Below are 16,593 nucleotides of genomic sequence, written 5' to 3'. Positions count from 1 at the left end.
GCAGCGGCGCTATCGGCGAGAGGACACCACGATCCCGCCCACGATCAGCGCGAACGCGATGCCATGAAAGAGCTGGGGCGTCTCCCCCAGGAACGCGGCCGACAGGATGCCGGCGAACAGGGGTGTCAGGTTCACGAAGAAGCCCGCCACGGCGGGCCCCGCGCGCTGCACGCCCACGCCCCAGAAGCGGTAGGCCAGCACCGCGGGCCCCACGGCGATGAATGCCAGCGCGGCCGCCAGCGGCCAGCCCCATGCGACGTGCGAGCGGCCCGAGGCCCATTCCGCCCCGGCGAAACTGCCCGACCATGCGAGCCCGAACACCATCTGCGCCATCAGGAACGCTGCCCAGTCGCCGCGGATGCGGGTGGGCTCGGTGGTGCGCGACAGCAGCCAGCTGTAGAACGCCCATGAAATCGTGGCAAGGAGCATGAACAGGTCGCCCGGCACGAGCCGGAAGGCCATCAGCTGCGCCCATTCGCCACGGCTGAGCACCAGCAGCACGCCGCAGATCGACAGCAGCGCCCCCAGCAGCTGCCGCCGCGTGACGCCTGCGCCGAAGAACAGCGCGCCCACGCCCAGCATCCACACCGGCATGCTGGAGCCCACCAGGGTCACGTTGATGGGCGTGGAGGTCTGCAGGGCCATGTACTGGAACGCGTTGTACAGCCCGATGCCCAGCAGCCCCAGCAGCGCATAGTGGCGCCAGTGCGGCCACAGCGGGCTGTCCTTGCGCAGCACACCGTGCGCGAGGGGCAGCAGGATGCCGAAGGCCAGCACCCAGCGGATGAAATTGAGGGTGAGGGGCGGGATCAGGTCGTGCACCAGCCGCCCCACCACGGCATTGCCGGCCCAGAGCATCGGCGGTACCACCAGCAACGCCGCCGTGCCGGGCGTGAGTTTTTGTGTCATGGGGCTGGACTGTAACGGCGCGCGTGCCGCCCCGCTGCGCGCGGCCACAAGGCCCCAGGGCGGCGCGGCCGTCCACACGCCCACCCGCCATCGCCCAGGGCCGTCTCCTCGCGGCGTGGCGGTGCCCGCCGGCAAGTAGCCCGGCCTGCGGCAGGTTCGCGGGATTCGTGGCAGGATGGCCGCCGTTTGTCTCACCGTTACAGGAGCGTTAGCCATGAGCCTTGCCGTCCAGATCCGCCAGCACGGTGGTCCCGAAGAACTCCACATCGTTGACGTCGCCGTGGGCGAGCCCGGCCCCGGCGAGATCCGCATCCGCCACCACGCCATCGGCCTGAATTTCATCGACGTGTACCACCGCACGGGCCTGTACCCGCTCGGCATGCCCGCGGGCATCGGCATGGAGGCCGCCGGTGTGGTCGAGGCCGTGGGCGAAGGTGTCACGCACCTGAAGGTGGGCGACCGCGCGGCCTACGCGAGCCAGCCGCCCGGCAGCTACTGCGAGCAGCGCGTGATGCCCGCCAGGTGCGTGTGCCGGCTGCCCGACGCGATCAGCTTCGAAACCGGCGCGGCCATGATGCTCAAGGGCCTGACCGCGCAGTACCTGCTCAAGAAGACGCTGCCCGTGCAAGGCCTGCAGGCCGGCGACCACGTGCTGTTCCACGCCGCCGCCGGCGGGGTGGGGCTGATCGCCACGCAGTGGGCCAGGGCGCTCGGGCTCTCCCTCATCGCCACGGCGGGCTCGGACGCCAAGTGCCAGCTCGCGCTGGCCAATGGCGCGGCCCATGCAATCAACTACAACACCGAGGACTTCGCGGCCCGCGTGAAAGAGATCACCGCCGGCCAGGGCGTGAAGGTGGTGTACGACTCGGTGGGCAAGGACACGTGGGACAAGTCCCTCGACTGCCTGCGCCCCTTTGGCCTCATGGCCAGCTTTGGGAATGCATCGGGCCCCGTGCCGCCGTTCGCTCCGGGCGCGCTGGGCGCCAAGGGCTCGCTGTACGTCACGCGCCAGACACTGTTCACCCACATCGCCACGCGCGAGAGCACGCAGGCCATGGCGGACGACCTGTTCAGCGTGGTGGCCAGCGGGCAGGTCGTGATTCACATCGACCAGCGCTACCCGCTCGCGCAGGTGCAGCAGGCGCACCGCGACCTCGAGGCGCGCAAGACCACTGGCTCCACCATCCTCACGCTGTGAGCGCGGCGCACGGCAGCACGCCGTTCGGGCACTGGCTGGCGGGCGCCCGGCAGGCCGCGCGGCAGCCCGCCGCCCAGTCCCGCCAGGCCTTGCTGGCGGCCGGGCAGGTGGTGGGCTCGGTGGCCGAAGGGTTCTTGGAGCAGATTGGTGCCTCGCGTGCCATCGACAAGCGCTTCGAGCTATCAAAAACAGAGCATCAGGGGGCACCCGCCTGGCACCTGCAATCTCCCCCGGGAGGGGCCACCGAGGCGCTCAACGCCCTGGCGGCGGTGCTGCGGGGCGCCGGCCGGTGCGGCCCCTGGCGCAATGAGCAACTGGCCGTGTGCAATCCGCAGGGCGACGTGGTGGCCACCGTGGAGCGCGGCGCCGTGCGCGTGCTGGGCATCGCCACGCGGGCCGTGCACCTGGTGGGGCTGGCCCCGGACGGCCGCATGTGGGTGCAAAAGCGGGCGCTGACCAAGCCCAACAACCCGGGCCTGTGGGATACGCTGATGGGCGGCATGGTGGCGGCCGCCGACACCCTGCCGCAGGCGCTGGCGCGCGAGACCTGGGAGGAGGCCGGGCTGCGCATCGAAGCCCTGGCGGGCGTGGCGCACGGCGGCCACGTGCTGTTCAGCCGGCCCAGCCGCGAGGGCGGGGGCGTGGGCTTCATGGTGGAGCGCATCGACTGGTTCCGCGCCCAGGTGCCCGACGGCCTGGAGCCCTGCAACCAGGACGGGGAGGTCGAGCGGTTCGATCTGCTTTCCCTCGACAGCCTGCGCGAACAGGTGGCGCAAGGGGCGTTCACCCTGGAAGCCGGACTGGTGATCGCGGGCTTCCTGGGCGCCTGACGCGGCGGCCCTTGCGGCCGCTGCCCCCTGCGCCAGGGCGGCGGGCCGCCGTGGGCGCAAGCCGCCGCCTCAGGCCTGGTCCACCATGGCCCTCAGGCGGCTGGGCGCCAGCGCGCCCGCCGACTCCAGGATCGGGTAGGCCACCGAGCACAGCAGCGAGTTGATGCGCTTGAGCTCGCTGATCAGGTCGATGTGCAGCGAGCTGGTCTCGATGCTTTGCACCGTGTTGTCGGACAGGCGCGCCAGGTGGGTGGCCGAATACGCGTGCTCCAGGTCGCGGAAGCGGGCCTTCTCCTCCAGCAGCTTCTGCGCATCGCGCACGCTGCCGTTGAGGAACACGCTCATCGCCAGGCGCAGGTTGTCGATCAGGCGCGCGTGCAGCTCGTTGATCTCTTCCATGCCGGCCTCGGAGAACTGGCGGCCCTTCTTGATCTTCTTGTCCTCGATGTCGATCAGCACGCGCTCGATGATGTCGCCGATCTGCTCCATGTTGATCGTGAAGCTGATGATGTCGGCCCAGCGGCGGCCTTCGCGCTCATCCAGCGCCTCGCGCGAGATCTTGGTCATGTAGTACTTGATGGCCGAGTACAGGCCGTCCACCTCGTCGTCGAGCTTGCGCAGGTCCTGTGCGAGCTTGAGGTCGTCCGTGCGGATCACCTTGTGCAGGCCCAGCAGCATGGACTCGACCACGTCGGCCTGGTGCAGGGCCTCGCGCGCGGCGCAGGAGATGGCCAGCGAGGGCGTGGCCAGGGCGGAAGGGTCCAGGTGCTGGGGGCGCGTGCCCGCCGCGGCCTGGGTCTTCTCCTGCGGCAGCAGGCGTTGCACCGCGCGGGCCACCGTGCCGGTCAGGCCGATGCAGATGATGCCCACCACCATGTTGAACGCCAGATGGAACAGCACCACCAGCGTCGCGATTTCCGGCACGTAGGGCCGCACGTGCTGCAGCCACAGCCCCGTGAGCGGCGTCATGATGATCACGCCGATGATCTTGAAGATCAGGTTGCCCAGCGGCACCTGCCGCGTCTGCACGTCGGCCTTGAGCGTGGTCAGCACCGCCAGCACGCCGCTGCCCAGGTTGGCGCCCAGCACCAGGCCCAGCGCCACGTCGGGCGGGATGCCGCCCGAGCCCGCCAGGGCCGCGGTGAGCAGCACCGTGGCCAGGCTGGAATAGGCCACGATGGCGAGCACCGAGCCCGTGAAAATCTCGAGCAGCAGGTCGCTGGTGAGCGCGGAGAGTAGCGTGCGCACGGTGGGCGACTGGGTCAGCACGGTGGTGGACTCGGTGATCAGGCGCAGCGCCAGCAGCATCAGGCCCAGGCCGATCAGCACCCGGCCCACGCGGCCGGCCGCCGTGTCCTTGCGCGAAATGAACAGCACCACCCCCGCGAAGATGAACAGCGGCGAGAGCCAGGACAGGTCCATGGAGAACACCACGGCCATCACGCTGGTGCCCACGTCGGCGCCCAGCATCACGGCCAGCGCGGCGGGCAGGCCCACCAGGCCCTGGCCCACGAAGGACGACACGATCAGCGCCGTGGCGGTGCTCGACTGCACCACGGCGGTCACCCCGATGCCCGACAGCACGGCCGTGAACCGGTTGCTGACGCTGTGCGCGATCAGCTGGCGCAGGTTGGCGCCGAATACGCGCAGGATGCCGGTGCGCACCAGGTGGGTGCCCCAGATCAGCAGCGACACCGCTGCCAGGAGATTCAAGAGATGCTTCATGGAAAACCGTTGTTTCTTCTTCTTGTGACGTGCGCAAACGCGGCGCCTGGCCCACGGCGGACGCAGGGCACATCATGCGCCCCTGGCCAGGGTGGCGTGTTCACTTTTGTGCCCGGAGGCCAGGGCAGACGGGTCTGCGGTGCCGGGCGGCGCGGCTTCCGGGGCGGGGCGGGCGCGGGCAAGGCACCCCTCCGTCATTTGTCACAAAACTGACATATAAGCATACTCCCGATTCCATAGCATGGATAGCAGTCCGGGTTTTGCCGGGCGGGGCACGGCGTGTGGCGCTTGCCGCACGGGCACTACACAGGTGGGGCAGGCCCCTGCCGGTGAACCCGCTCCCCGCCTTTCGCCTGGCAAAAGGCCCGCGCGCGGCGGGCCTGGGATGCAGGGGGCGGGGGTGTTGCTTCAGCGCGCGCGCCGCGCTCTGAGCAGCTCGTCCAGGATCAGGCAGGCGGCCCCCACGCTGATGGCCGTGTCCGCCAGGTTGAAGGCCGGGAAATGGCCGCCGTGGAAGATCCGGGCGAGGAAATTCCAGTGGAAATCCAGGAAGTCCACGACGTAGCCGTGCATCAGCCGGTCCACCACGTTGCCCACCGCGCCCCCCAGGATGCTGGACAGCGCGAAGCTGAACAGCTTCTGGCCCGGGTGCGCGCGCAGTTGCCACACGATGAAGATCGTGGCGGCCACGCCGATGCCGGTGAACAGCCAGCGCTGCCATCCGCCCGCATCGCGCAGGAAGGAGAACGCCGCGCCGGTGTTGTGCGCCCGCACGATGTTGAAGAAGCTGGTGATGAACGTGGCATCGCCCAGCTGGTAGTTCTGGAGGATCCAGGTCTTGGTGATCTGGTCGGCCACCAGAAGCACCACGGCCCAGGCCAGCCAGGGCCACATGCCCGCGCCGGAGCGCCCCGCCAGTGCCGCGCCGCGCGCCATCACGCGTGCGCCCGGCTTTCGCCGTCCCCGTAGAGGTTGCTGGTGCAGCGGCCGCAGATGGTGGGGTGCGCGGCATCCTGCCCCACGTCGGGGCGGTAGTGCCAGCAGCGCTCGCATTTGGCATCGGAACTGGGCTTGACGCTGATCTGCAGTGCGCTACCAGCTACCAATTCAATAGCAGAGGTGATGAAGATGAACTTCAGGTCGTCGCCCAGGCTGGCCAGCAGCGCATGGTCTTCGGGCGCGGCCGTGAGGGTGACCACGGCCTGCAGCGAAGAGCCCACCTGGCCGGCGGCGCGCAGCGCCTCGATCTCCTTGTTCACCGCATCGCGGATCTCGCGCAGGCGCCCCCACTTGGCCAGCAGGCCCTCGTCGGCCCCGGCGATGGAGCCATAGGTTTCCACGAAGATGGAGTCGGACTGGCCGAACAACTTCCAGGCCTCTTCGGCCGTGAAGGACAGGAACGGCGCCATCCAGCGCAGCATGGCATGCGTGATCTGGTAGAGCGCGGTCTGCGCGCTGCGGCGCGCCAGGCTCTTGGGCGCGGTGGTGTACAGGCGGTCCTTGAGCACGTCCAGATAGAACCCGCCCAGGTCTTCCGAGCAGTACAGCTGCAGCTTGGCGACCACGGGGTGGAACTCGTACACCTTGTAGTGCGCCAGCACCTCGGCCTGGAACTCGGACGCACGCGTGAGCGCGTAGCGGTCAATCTCCAGCATCTGGTCGAACGGCACGGCGTCCTTGGCCGGGTCGAAGTCGCTCACGTTGGCCAGCAGGAAGCGCAGCGTGTTGCGGATGCGGCGGTAGGCATCCACCACGCGGGCCAGGATCTTTTCGTCCCCCGCGATGTCGCCCGAATAGTCGCTGGCGGCCACCCACAGGCGGATGATCTCGGCGCCCAGCTTCCTGTTGATCTCCTGCGGATCGATGCCGTTGCCCAGCGACTTGCTCATCTTGCGGCCCTGGCTGTCCACGGTGAAGCCGTGGGTCAGCAGGCCCCGGTAGGGCGCGCGGCCTTCCAGCGCCGATGCCAAGAGCAGGGAGCTGTGGAACCAGCCGCGGTGTTGGTCGTGGCCTTCCAGGTACAGGTCGGCCTCGGGGCCCGTGTCGTGGTGCACGTCGGGGTGCGTGCCGCGCAGCACATGGCTGAACGTGGAGCCCGAGTCGAACCACACCTCCAGGATGTCGGTGCTCTTGGTGTAGCAGGCCGCGTCCTCGGCGCCCAGGATTTCCTCGGGCGTTACGCGGCTCCAGGCCTCGATGCCGCCCTTTTCCACGATGTCGGCCGCCTGGTCCATGATTTCCATGGTGCGCGGGTGCAGTTCGCCCGAATCCTTGTGCAGGAAGAACGGGATGGGCACACCCCAGCTGCGCTGGCGCGAGATGCACCAGTCGGGCCGCCCGGCGATCATGTCGTGCAGGCGGGTCTTGCCGTTCTCGGGGTAGAAGCTGGTGTGTTCGATGGCGTCCAGCGCGATCTGGCGCAGCGTCTTGGCGGGCTTCATGCCGGGCTGGGTGAAGACGCCTTCGCCTTCGTCCATGCGGATGAACCATTGCGCGGCCGCGCGGTAGATCACCGGCGTCTTGTGGCGCCAGCAGTGGGGGTAGCTGTGCGTGATCTCCTTGGTGGCCATCAGGCGGCCGGCATCGCGCAGTGCTTCGATGATGACGGGCACGGCCTTCCAGATGTGCTGGCCGCCGAACAGCGGGAAGTCCGGCGCATAGGTACCGTTGCCCTGCACGGGGTTCAGGATGTCGTCCAGCGCCAGGCCGTGGGACACGCAGGAGTTGAAATCCTCCAGCCCGTAGGCGGGCGAGGAGTGCACGATACCGGTGCCATCGTCGGCCGTGGCGTAGTCGGCCAGGTACACGGGCGACAGGCGCTGGTAGCCTTGGCTGCCGTCCTCGCTCTTCACGTCGTACAGCGGGTGCTCGAACTCCAGCCCGCCGAGATTCTTGCCCAGGGTGGTGGCCAGCACGCTGCCTGTGAGGCCATAGCGCTCCAGGCACGAGGCCACCAGCGGCTCGGCCACCAGCAGGATGCGTTCGCCGGTGTCCACCAGCGCGTAGCTGATCTCGGGGTTCAGGTTCAGCGCCTGGTTGGCGGGGATGGTCCAAGAGGTGGTGGTCCAGATCACCACGAAGGCGTCCTTCGCCAGCGCGGGCAGGCCGAAGGCAGCCGCCAGCCTGGCGGGCTCGTGCGCCTTGAACGCCACGTCCAGCGTGGTGCTCTTCTTGTCCTGATATTCGATCTCGAACTCGGCCAGCGACGAACCGCAGTCAAAACACCAGTACACGGGCTTGAGGCCCCGGTACACGAAACCACGCTCCATCACACGCTTGAACGCGCGGATTTCGCCCGCCTCGTTGGCGGGATTCATGGTCTTGTAGGGGTTGTCCCATTCGCCCAGCACACCCAGGCGCTTGAAGTCCACCATCTGCTGCGCGATCTGCTCGGTGGCAAACGCACGGCTCTTGGCCTGCATGTCGTCGCGGCTCAGGTTGCGGCCGTGTTTCTTCTCGATGGCATTCTCGATCGGCAGGCCGTGGCAGTCCCAGCCGGGCACGTACAGCGCGTCGAAGCCTTCGAGCTGGCGCGCCTTGGTGATCATGTCCTTCAGGATCTTGTTGACCGCGTGGCCCATGTGGATCTGGCCGTTGGCGTAGGGTGGGCCGTCGTGCAGGATGAACTTGGGCGAACCGCAGCGTGCGTCGCGCAGGCGCTTGTACAGGCCCTTGTCTTCCCATTCCTTCACCCAGCCCGGCTCGCGCTTGGGCAGGTCGCCGCGCATGGGGAAGGGGGTGTCGGGCAGGTTCAGGGTGCTGCGGTAGTCCGTGGCGGTGGATTCGGTGGTACTGGCGTTGTCGGACATGAGGGAGCCTTAAAACGGGGCATTCCGGGGCAGGCCCGGAGAAAACGGGAAAAGAGGAGGCGTGAAGAGGTGTCGGGCCTGCCGGGCAGGCGCTGCGCAGGCAGCCCCCTCAAATTCGGTCGCGCGTGGTCTGGCGCCGGGTCTCGGTGTGATTGGGTGCCTGGGCCGACGCGAAGTAGGCGCGCGCATCCGCACAGTCCTTGGCGATGCCCGCCGTCAGGGCAGCCAGACCGTCGTACTTGAGCTCGTCGTGCAGTTTGTGCAGCAGTTCCACGCGCACGATTTTACCGTACGCCCCTTCGGCCCCCAGCTCGGCGGGCCATTGCAGGCAATGTGTCTCCAGCAGCACCCGCCCGCCGTTGACGTCGTCGGGGTCGAGCGAAGGGCGCACGCCCAGGTTGGCCACGCCCTGCAGCGGGGCATCGCCCTCGCGCCCCAGGCCGTGCACCAGCACGGCGAAGATGCCGCTGGCGGCGGGCTTCCAGTGGGCAAAGCGCAGGTTCAGCGTGCGAAAGCCGTCGCCCGCGCCCTCGTCCGTGGCGCCCAGCTCGCGCCCGAGCTTGCGGCCGTGCACCACGTGGCCCGAGATGGTGTAGGGCCGTCCCAGCAGGCGCGCGGCCGCGTCCATGTCGCCCTGGGCCAGCGCTTGCCGCACGGCGGAGCTGGAGACGCGCAAACCGTGCACCTCGTAGCTGTTCATGCGCGCCACGTCAAAGCCTCGGGCCTGGCCGGCCGCGTCCAGCATGGCGTAGTCGCCCGCGCGCTGGCGCCCGAACCGGAAGTCATCGCCCACCAGCACGTAGCGGGCGCCCAGCCCCTGCACCAGCACCTGGTCGATGAAGGCCTCGGGCGACTGCGCGGCCAGCGCCGCGTCGAAAGGCAGCACCACCGTCTGCTGCACGCCGCAGCGCGCCAGCTCCGTGAGCTTGTCGCGCAGCGTGCCGACGCGCGCGGGCGCCAGCTCGGGCTTGTGCAGCGCCCCGGCAAAGTAGTCGCGCGGATGGGGCTCGAAGGTCAGCACGCAGCTGTCCACTTGCCGGTGGGCGGCCTCGCTGTTGAGCAGGGCGAGCATGGCCTGGTGGCCCCGGTGCACGCCATCGAAATTACCGATGGTCAGCGCGCACGAGCGGGCGATGCCAGGATGGTGGAATCCGCGAAAGATCTTCATCGGTTTGTTATCTTTTTGATAGCAGCATGCGCAGGTGCATCAAGCGCAAGACGCCAATTTGTCATGAAAACGGAGTATATTGTGACCCACGGACGGCCCGGTACGGGGCTGCCCGCGAGACATCAGCGTTCCGAATCCTTGTGTACTTACCGTTCCAGGAGGCGTGTTTTGAAGGTCTTGAAGCTGTCGGCCCAAGGGCTGCCCCAATCGTGGATTTCGCTCGAGCAGGCGGTGATTCATTACGCCGCCGGTGAGGTGCGCTGGGAATCCGGCGGCCAGATCGCCCGGTTCCGCGGCGGGCACAACGCCGTGACGGGTGAACAGTCGGTGATTGCCGTCAACAGCATCATCGGCACCAAGGGCGTGCCCACGATCAACCCGTTCGACCTCAAGCCCGGCCTGACCAACAGCAAGCTCTTCATCCGCGACCGCAATGTGTGCGCCTACTGCGGCGGGCATTTCCACGAAGACAACCTCACGCGCGAGCACATCGTGCCCTTCGCGCGCAACGGGCAGGACCACTGGATGAACGTGGTCACGGCCTGCCGTCCCTGCAACCACCGCAAGGGGCCGCGCACCCCCGAACAGGCGCATATGCCACTGCTGTACGCGCCCTACGTGCCCAGCCTGTGGGAGGACTTCATCCTGCGCAACCGGCGGATCCTGGCCGACCAGATGGAGTTCCTGATGGCGCACGTGCCCAAGTCCTCGCGCCTGCTGGCCTGAGAACCAGCTCCAGGTCTTTGCGGGGGCCGCCCGGGCGCGGCTCGCCTGCGGGGGTCAGGTTGCCCAGGATGATTCGCCCCGGGCCCGGACCTGCCGCTGGTGGTGGGCGCTGCCGGAGGCCATGGGCTGTGTGGCCAGGGTCAGCGTGAAGCAGGTCCCCTCGCCCAGCCGCGATTCCACGGTGATGTCGCCCCCGTGCAGCCGTGCGATGCGGCGGGTCACCCACAGGCCCAGGCCGAAACCCTTGCTTTGGTCGGTGCGGTCTCCGCGTTCGAAGCGCTGGAAGATGCGGTTCATGACCTCCAGCGACATGCCCGAGCCTTCGTCCGCCACGGAAATCTCCAGCAGCCCGGATTCGCCCTTGCGCGCCGCAATGAAGATTTCCCCTGCGGATGCGTACTTCACCGCGTTGTCCACGAGGTTGGACAGCGCGATGCGCACCAGTGTCCCGTCGCAGACCCACTCCGGCGGAGCGAGGTCGGTGAAGAGGCGAAGGTGATGGCGTGGAGACCAGTGGACCAGCTGCGCCGCATGCTCCAGAAGGTCGGCCGTGTTGACCGGCGACGCCTGGAGAGAGAAACCCGCCGTGTCCATCCGTTCGCTGATCAGGCAGCTGTCCACCAGCGAGGCGAGGCGCCGGCAGGCGCGCCGTATCTGCGCTGCCCGGTCCTTCTGCGCGTTGATATCCGCGGAGGGGAAGGCCTGCTGTTCCGCGGCAGCGCTGTCCACCACCGCGAGCGGGGTCCGGAACTCGTGGCTGATCATGTGGAAGAACTGCCGCTGCTCCAGCCGCAGGGCGCGTTCGTTTTCCAGGGCCTGGCCCAGGGCGTCCTGCGCCTGCGACAGCTCCGCCGTGCGCTGTCCGATGCGCTCTTCGAGCGACTGCTCGGACTGGGCCAGCCGTTCGATGGCCAGGTCCTTGGTGCGCTGGATGTCGCGGTAGCGCAGGACCATGCCCACGAAGACGGCGCACGCGATCATCGCGGTAAAGAGGATCACCTCCCATTGCCACAGTGCCGTCGCGTCGATGTTCCAGTGCAGCGCGCCGGTCATGATGATGGCGATGGGCACTCCGGCCATCGCGTGCAGGCCATAGGCCGAGAGCAGCAGCGCGTGCAGGGCCCGCCGCTCGCGCGTGCGCAGGGCGAGCACGCACAGGACGATGGCGATCACGTCGCTGGCCAGCAGGGACAGCAGGTTGACCCATGCCACGGACCCGTAGAAGCCCAGCGGAACGCTGGCCATGCCCGCCAGGTTCAGGGCGGCGAGCGCCATCAGCCACCTGCCGGTGCGGCGGTGGCGGCCGGTGTTCGCCAGCTGCTCCCTGATCTGCCAGGCCAGCGTGGCCGCCAGGGCAAATGCACCGATCCCGACCGAATGGCTGGCCCACAGCGTCCATGGCGCAGGAACCCAGAGGCTGGAGTAGCCGCGCACGTTGAAGATGTGGATCACGCTGACGGAGCCCAGAACGGCGAGGGCAAAGAGCGCGCGGGTGCGAAAGATGGCCGCCGCGGCCCAGATGCCCAGCAGCAAGGCCGCCACGGCGCCAAAGTGCAGGCCCATGCCGCGTTCCGCATCCGCCAGGCTGGCGCCCAGCGCCTGCGCGCCGAGCACGCTGCCCTGGAACTGCATGGCGCTGCTGGTCTGGATGCGGATGAGCGCCATGGCACCGGGTGCCAGGCGAAACAGGTGCTGGCGGACGCCGGCTTTCCGGGGGGCCGGCACATGGTCGCCGCTCTCCTGCGCCGACCAGTCCCCCGTGGCGCTGCGCTGGTAGAGCGTGACCGTGTCGAGATAGGTGGGCTGCGCCAGCAGCCACAGTGCCCCGGGTTCGGCATCCGGGGGCAGGGACGGCACCTGGAAACGCAGCCACACCGGATGGCCGAGGTAGCCCGCATTCAACGAATGGTGCAGCCGCGGCGACCCTTCGCCGACGGGTGCTGCGGCCGCATCGCCCGGCCCCATCCGGCCGAGCGGATCGTCGATCCGGTCCATGGGGATGTCCCATCCCAGCTGGAAGCGGAAATCCGGCGGCAGCTCGCCCGCGCGCGCCAGCACGCAGGAGAAAAACAGGAGAAGGCACGCGGCAAGCGCCCTGGCGTGCCACGGCACCGCCGTGCGGCGCCTGGGGCTTGTGAGTATTCGTGAGTATTCGTGCATGGCTCGGTGCAAAAGGCACTGACACAATAGTACGTATCAAACTGTTTCGCACCCCAATTGACCGTCTCAATGTCCGCTGAACCCACCATCGCAGTCGTCGAAGACGACGAGGACATCCGCAGCAATGTATGCAGCTATCTGGCGCGCTCGGGCCTGCAGTCCTGGGGGGCCGAGTCGGCGGAGGATTTCTACGTGCGCCTGCTGCGCGCGCGCGCCGATCTCGTGGTCGTGGATATCGGCCTGCCTGGCGAGGATGGACTGAGCCTGCTCACCCGCCTGGCGGCGCAAGGGGTGCCCACCGTGCTGATGACGGCGCGCGCAGACCTGGACAGCCGGATCGAAGGGCTGGAGGCTGGCGCGCTGCAGTATTTCGTCAAGCCCGTCGACATGCAGGAGCTGGTGGCCGGCATCCGTTCGCAGCTGCGCAACAAGCGGCTGCAGGGCGGCGGGGATGCGCTGGCGGCGGTGCCGTGGCAACTGGACACCGTGGGCGGCGCACTGCGGGCCCCCAACCAGCAGGTCGTCTCGCTGACCACGCGGGAGCTGGAGCTGCTGTCCTGCCTGCTGGAGAACCCCGGCGTGGTCGTGAGCAAGCAGGCGCTCGCGCAGGCCGTGGGCGGACGCAATCTCGACGATGACTTTCACCGCATCGAATCGGCACTGACCCGGCTGCGCCGCAAGACGCTGGACGACACTGGCCTGGCCCTGCCGGTCAGGGCGGTCTTTGGAAAAGGGCTCGTGTTCGCACCATGAGCTGACCACCCTGGCGCAAGCCCGCTGACCGGGTGCCCCGAGCCTCGGTCCACCACCACCCCACCCATTTCATGGTTGCGCATGCCGTCCCGGCAGGGCGCAGCCTGGGCCGAACTCGGCCCGCAGGTTTCGACGACAGAGATCTGATTCAAGAGGAGACGGCAAATTGACCACTGAGATTTTCCTGGGCGGGCTGCGCGGCAGCATGTCCCGCTTCCTGCGCCGCCTGGCGCTGCTGTGGCTGGGGGGGCTCGCCCTGCTCGCCGCCGCAGGCTCCGCGCACGCGGCGTTCGTGAATGGCGGCTTCGAGAGCGACCTGGACAGCTGGAACATCCGGCACCTGCGTGTGCCCGGTGCCGGCATTGCGCTGGCCAACTTCCCGCCCGGCTCGGAGAGTGATCTGGGGCTGACGCCCAACACCACCTCCACGCCCGCGCCGACCGATGCCGTGGGCAATGACTCCGACATCAACGTCAGTGGGCAAGTGCGTTTCCCGCTCTATGGGGCCAAGAGCGCGCGCATCAACTACCTGGGCGCCCAGAACCGCGCCGCCGCCATCGACCAGACGGCCGTGATGACGCTGGCCGACGTGGACCCGGCGGACGGCAAGGCGCACGTGCGTTTCGCCATCGCCCCGGTGCTGCAGAACCCCGGACACTCCGGGCACGAGCAGCCCTACTTCTTTGTCGAGGTGTACAACGTCACCAAGAACAAGCAGCTGTTCTACACGTTCAACTTTTCGGGCCAGTCCGGCGTGCCCTGGCAGACCGTGGGGGGCTTCCAGTACACCAACTGGCAGACCATCGATATCGCGCCCGGAGAGGGCGTGCTGGATGTGGGCGATCAGGTCAAGGTCACCGTGATCGCGGCGGGCTGCAGCCAGAGCGGGCACTCGGGCCACATCTACGTGGATTCGGGGGCCGGCCTGACCAACCTGCCGGGCCCCGGCATCAAGGCCGATGCGCCGGAGTACGCGGCTGCCAACGGCAGCGTGGACTACACCTATTCGTACTCGAACCAGGGTGACGTACCCCTCACGAGCACCGTGGTGACCATCGTGTCCCCGCAAGACAACACGCCGGGAACACCCAGGAATCTGCGCATCGATCCGGGCTCCGTGCCCGCCGCGTGCACGACCAGTGTGTCCGGCACCGCGGGCAACGAGATCGATAGCATCTCCTGCCCCCTGGGAACCCTGAACCCGGGCAGCAGCGGCACGCTCCAGCTGTCGTTCGTGGCGCCGGCGCTCACCACCGGCCCCATCAACCACGGCAACTATTCCATCGTGGGCGATGCGATATCGCCGTTGCTCGGGCCGCTGGTCCAGAGCCAGATCACCACGGACCCCCTGGTCGACCTGAGCGTGGCACTGTCCGACGGACAGAACGCCGTGATCTGGGGGCAGGCCCTCACCTACGCCATGACGGTGACCAACCTCGGCCCGACCGCGGTGCCGGCTGGCGCCATGGTCCAGGAACTGGCCCCGGCATCGCTGACCGGCATCGCATGGACCTGCGCGGCATCGGGCGGGGCCGTGTGCCCGCTGGCCTCGGGCACGGGGCCCGTGAGCCAGACCCTGCCGGACCCGGTGCCGGTCGGTGGAACGCTCACCTACACCATCGCGGCCCAGGCCGACCCGTCCGCCAGCGGCGCAGGCACGATCCGGCACACGGCCACGGTGACGGCACCGGCTGGCGTGCGGGACCGTGAAAGCTCCAACAACACGGCCACCGACTCCGATCCCGTGGGGGCGGGGCTGTTCAACCTGCAGGTTCACACGATCGGCACGGGCACGGTCACTTCGGTGCCCTTGGGCATCTCCTGCGGAGCCAGCTGCGCCTCCGACCAGCCTGGCGGCGCCGAGGTCATCCTCTACGCCACGGCGCCGGCCGGCTCCATCTTCACGGGCTGGAGCGGCGGCGGCTGCTCGGGCGCGGCCACCAGCTGCACCGTGTCCATGGATGCTTCCAAGACCGTGACCGCGAGCTTCACCATCCCCCTGGATGTGACGCCCGTGGTGGGCGCCAACGGCTCCGTGACCCCTGCCGTGACGCAGCCTGTCGCACCGGGCGGCACCACCTCGTTCATGGTCATGCCGAATGCGGGCTACGCACCGGTCATCACCGACAACTGCGCCGCCGGCGGCGCACAGACTGGCGGCGCGCTGGTGGGCAGCACCTACACGACCAACGCGATTGCCCAAAACTGCGTGGTCAACTTCAGCTTCGTGAACTCCGGCGTGGCCACGGTCACGCCGTCGGTGGGCACCGGCGGCGCCATCACGCCGAATGCGCCGAAGACGGTGCTGAACGGGGGCTCCGTGTCCTACGTGGTGACGCCGACCACCGGCTACACCAGCGCCCCGCCCACGGGCTCCTGCCCCGCAGGCACCTGGTCCGGCACCACCTACACCATTGCCCCGGTGCCTGCCGACTGCACGGTGAACTTCGGTTTCCTGGCGCCCGTGGCGGTGACGGCTTCCGTGGCATCCGGAAGCGGCAGCGTCACGCCTGCGTCGCAATCGGTGGCAGTGGGGGGCACGGCCGTCGTCACGCTCACGCCAGGCGCCGGCCAGCGCGCCACCCTGGCGGCAGGCAGCACCTGCACGGGCGGCAGCTTCAATGCCGACAGCACGGTGTTCACCGTCCCGGGCGTGGCGGCAGCCTGTTCCGTGTCGTTCGCCTTCGTTCCGAACCCGGTGGTGACGGCCTCCGTGCTTTCTGGCAGCGGTACCGTCAGTCCCGGTGCGCAGTCCGTGCCACCCGGCGCCAGCGCGGTGGTCACGCTGTCTCCCGCCGCGGGTTTGCATGCGACGCTGCATGGCTCCAGCACCTGCACGGGCGGCAGCTTCAATGCCGACAGCACGGTGTACACCGTCCCCGGCGTGGCGGCCAACTGCTCCGCGGTATTTGCCTTCGTGCCGAACCCGGTGGTGGCGGCCTCCGTCCTTTCCGGCGGCGGAACCGTCAGCCCTGCGACGCAGTCCGTCATGCCGGGGACGAACGCGGTGATCGTGCTGTCGCCTGCCAAGGGCATGCGCGCTGCATGGGATGCCTCCAGCACCTGCGGTGGCGGCAGCTTCAACGCGAACTTCACCGCCTACACCATCCCGTCCGTGGCGGCGGACTGCACGGCCGTGTTCCGGTTCGCACCCGCCCCGGTGGACGCCAATGCCATTCCCACGCTGTCGGAGTGGGGCATGGTCCTCCTGTCGGCCCTGCTCGCCGCCATGGTGTGGATGCACCGCCGCCGGCTGGGCCGCTGATGCGCTGACAGATAGACAGATACGGCAACCCGGATGCGCCAGGCCCCCCG

11 protein-coding genes are annotated in these 16,593 nt (G+C 68.6%); 5 read left to right on the top strand and 6 right to left on the bottom strand.

Annotated features, from left to right (window positions below; genetic code table 11):
* Positions 1–9: 9 nt before the first annotated feature.
* On the bottom strand, positions 10–909 hold the full coding sequence (locus AC1RVY_RS25405) for a DMT family transporter (protein WP_492808871.1): 900 nt from the start codon (positions 907–909) through the stop codon (positions 10–12).
* A gap of 214 nt (positions 910–1,123) precedes the next feature.
* On the opposite strand from AC1RVY_RS25405, the gene AC1RVY_RS25400 reads away from it, so the two are divergent.
* Complete coding sequence (locus AC1RVY_RS25400; RefSeq protein WP_218295752.1) at positions 1,124–2,107, top strand: quinone oxidoreductase family protein; 984 nt, start codon at positions 1,124–1,126, stop codon at positions 2,105–2,107.
* Complete coding sequence (locus AC1RVY_RS25395; protein ID WP_218295751.1) at positions 2,104–2,937, top strand: NUDIX hydrolase; 834 nt, start codon at positions 2,104–2,106, stop codon at positions 2,935–2,937. The genes AC1RVY_RS25400 and AC1RVY_RS25395 overlap by 4 nt, the downstream gene beginning before the upstream one ends.
* A 69-nt stretch (positions 2,938–3,006) precedes the next feature.
* On the opposite strand, the gene AC1RVY_RS25390 is transcribed toward AC1RVY_RS25395, so the two are convergent.
* From AC1RVY_RS25390 to AC1RVY_RS25375, 4 genes are all read right to left on the bottom strand, one after another.
* The gene (locus AC1RVY_RS25390) at positions 3,007–4,662 is read right to left on the bottom strand and encodes a Na/Pi cotransporter family protein (RefSeq protein ID WP_492808868.1); all 1,656 of its coding nucleotides are present in this window, start codon (positions 4,660–4,662) and stop codon (positions 3,007–3,009) included.
* 408 nt (positions 4,663–5,070) lie between these two features.
* The gene (lspA, locus tag AC1RVY_RS25385; RefSeq protein ID WP_369643781.1) at positions 5,071–5,598 is read right to left on the bottom strand and encodes a signal peptidase II; all 528 of its coding nucleotides are present in this window, start codon (positions 5,596–5,598) and stop codon (positions 5,071–5,073) included.
* Positions 5,598–8,471 carry an isoleucine--tRNA ligase gene (ileS, locus tag AC1RVY_RS25380; protein ID WP_492808866.1) on the bottom strand — a complete coding sequence of 958 codons (2,874 nt, stop codon included), beginning with the start codon at positions 8,469–8,471 and terminating at the stop codon, positions 5,598–5,600. Before ileS ends, lspA begins: the two co-directional genes overlap by 1 nt.
* A 109-nt stretch (positions 8,472–8,580) precedes the next feature.
* Entirely contained in the window at positions 8,581–9,639 is a 1,059-nt protein-coding gene (locus tag AC1RVY_RS25375; RefSeq protein ID WP_492808864.1) for a bifunctional riboflavin kinase/FAD synthetase, read from the bottom strand.
* Between the two features lie 168 nt (positions 9,640–9,807).
* Between AC1RVY_RS25375 and AC1RVY_RS25370 the strand changes: the two genes are divergently transcribed.
* Positions 9,808–10,365, top strand: coding sequence for an HNH endonuclease (locus AC1RVY_RS25370; protein WP_218295747.1), 558 nt, complete (start codon positions 9,808–9,810; stop codon positions 10,363–10,365).
* Between the two features lie 54 nt (positions 10,366–10,419).
* On the opposite strand, the gene AC1RVY_RS25365 is transcribed toward AC1RVY_RS25370, so the two are convergent.
* The gene (locus AC1RVY_RS25365; protein ID WP_218295746.1) at positions 10,420–12,423 is read right to left on the bottom strand and encodes a sensor histidine kinase; all 2,004 of its coding nucleotides are present in this window, start codon (positions 12,421–12,423) and stop codon (positions 10,420–10,422) included.
* Positions 12,424–12,594: 171 nt separating this feature from the next.
* Here AC1RVY_RS25365 and AC1RVY_RS25360 point away from each other — a divergent pair, with 171 nt between their 5' ends.
* On the top strand, positions 12,595–13,278 hold the full coding sequence (locus tag AC1RVY_RS25360; protein ID WP_369643097.1) for a response regulator transcription factor: 684 nt from the start codon (positions 12,595–12,597) through the stop codon (positions 13,276–13,278).
* A 166-nt stretch (positions 13,279–13,444) separates the two neighbouring features.
* On the top strand, positions 13,445–16,543 hold the full coding sequence (locus AC1RVY_RS25355; RefSeq protein ID WP_492808860.1) for an IPTL-CTERM sorting domain-containing protein: 3,099 nt from the start codon (positions 13,445–13,447) through the stop codon (positions 16,541–16,543).
* The last annotated feature ends 50 nt before the right edge of the window (positions 16,544–16,593 follow it).

Source organism: Acidovorax sp. GW821-FHT11A03, from assembly GCF_058809075.1.
Note: the sequence above shows the minus strand (reverse complement) of the source record. Positions and strands in the feature narration are given on the sequence as shown.

Bases quoted from the DNA above. Each gene is read 5' to 3' on its own strand.
- AC1RVY_RS25405 (WP_492808871.1), bottom strand. From the start codon at position 909: ATGACACAAAAACTCACGCCCGGCACGGCGGCGTTGCTGGTGGTACCG.
- lspA (WP_369643781.1), bottom strand. From the start codon at position 5,598: ATGGCGCGCGGCGCGGCACTGGCGGGGCGCTCCGGCGCGGGCATGTGG.
- AC1RVY_RS25360 (WP_369643097.1), top strand. From the start codon at position 12,595: ATGTCCGCTGAACCCACCATCGCAGTCGTCGAAGACGACGAGGACATC.
- AC1RVY_RS25390 (WP_492808868.1), bottom strand. From the start codon at position 4,662: ATGAAGCATCTCTTGAATCTCCTGGCAGCGGTGTCGCTGCTGATCTGG.
- AC1RVY_RS25400 (WP_218295752.1), top strand. From the start codon at position 1,124: ATGAGCCTTGCCGTCCAGATCCGCCAGCACGGTGGTCCCGAAGAACTC.
- ileS (WP_492808866.1), bottom strand. From the start codon at position 8,471: ATGTCCGACAACGCCAGTACCACCGAATCCACCGCCACGGACTACCGC.
- AC1RVY_RS25375 (WP_492808864.1), bottom strand. From the start codon at position 9,639: ATGAAGATCTTTCGCGGATTCCACCATCCTGGCATCGCCCGCTCGTGC.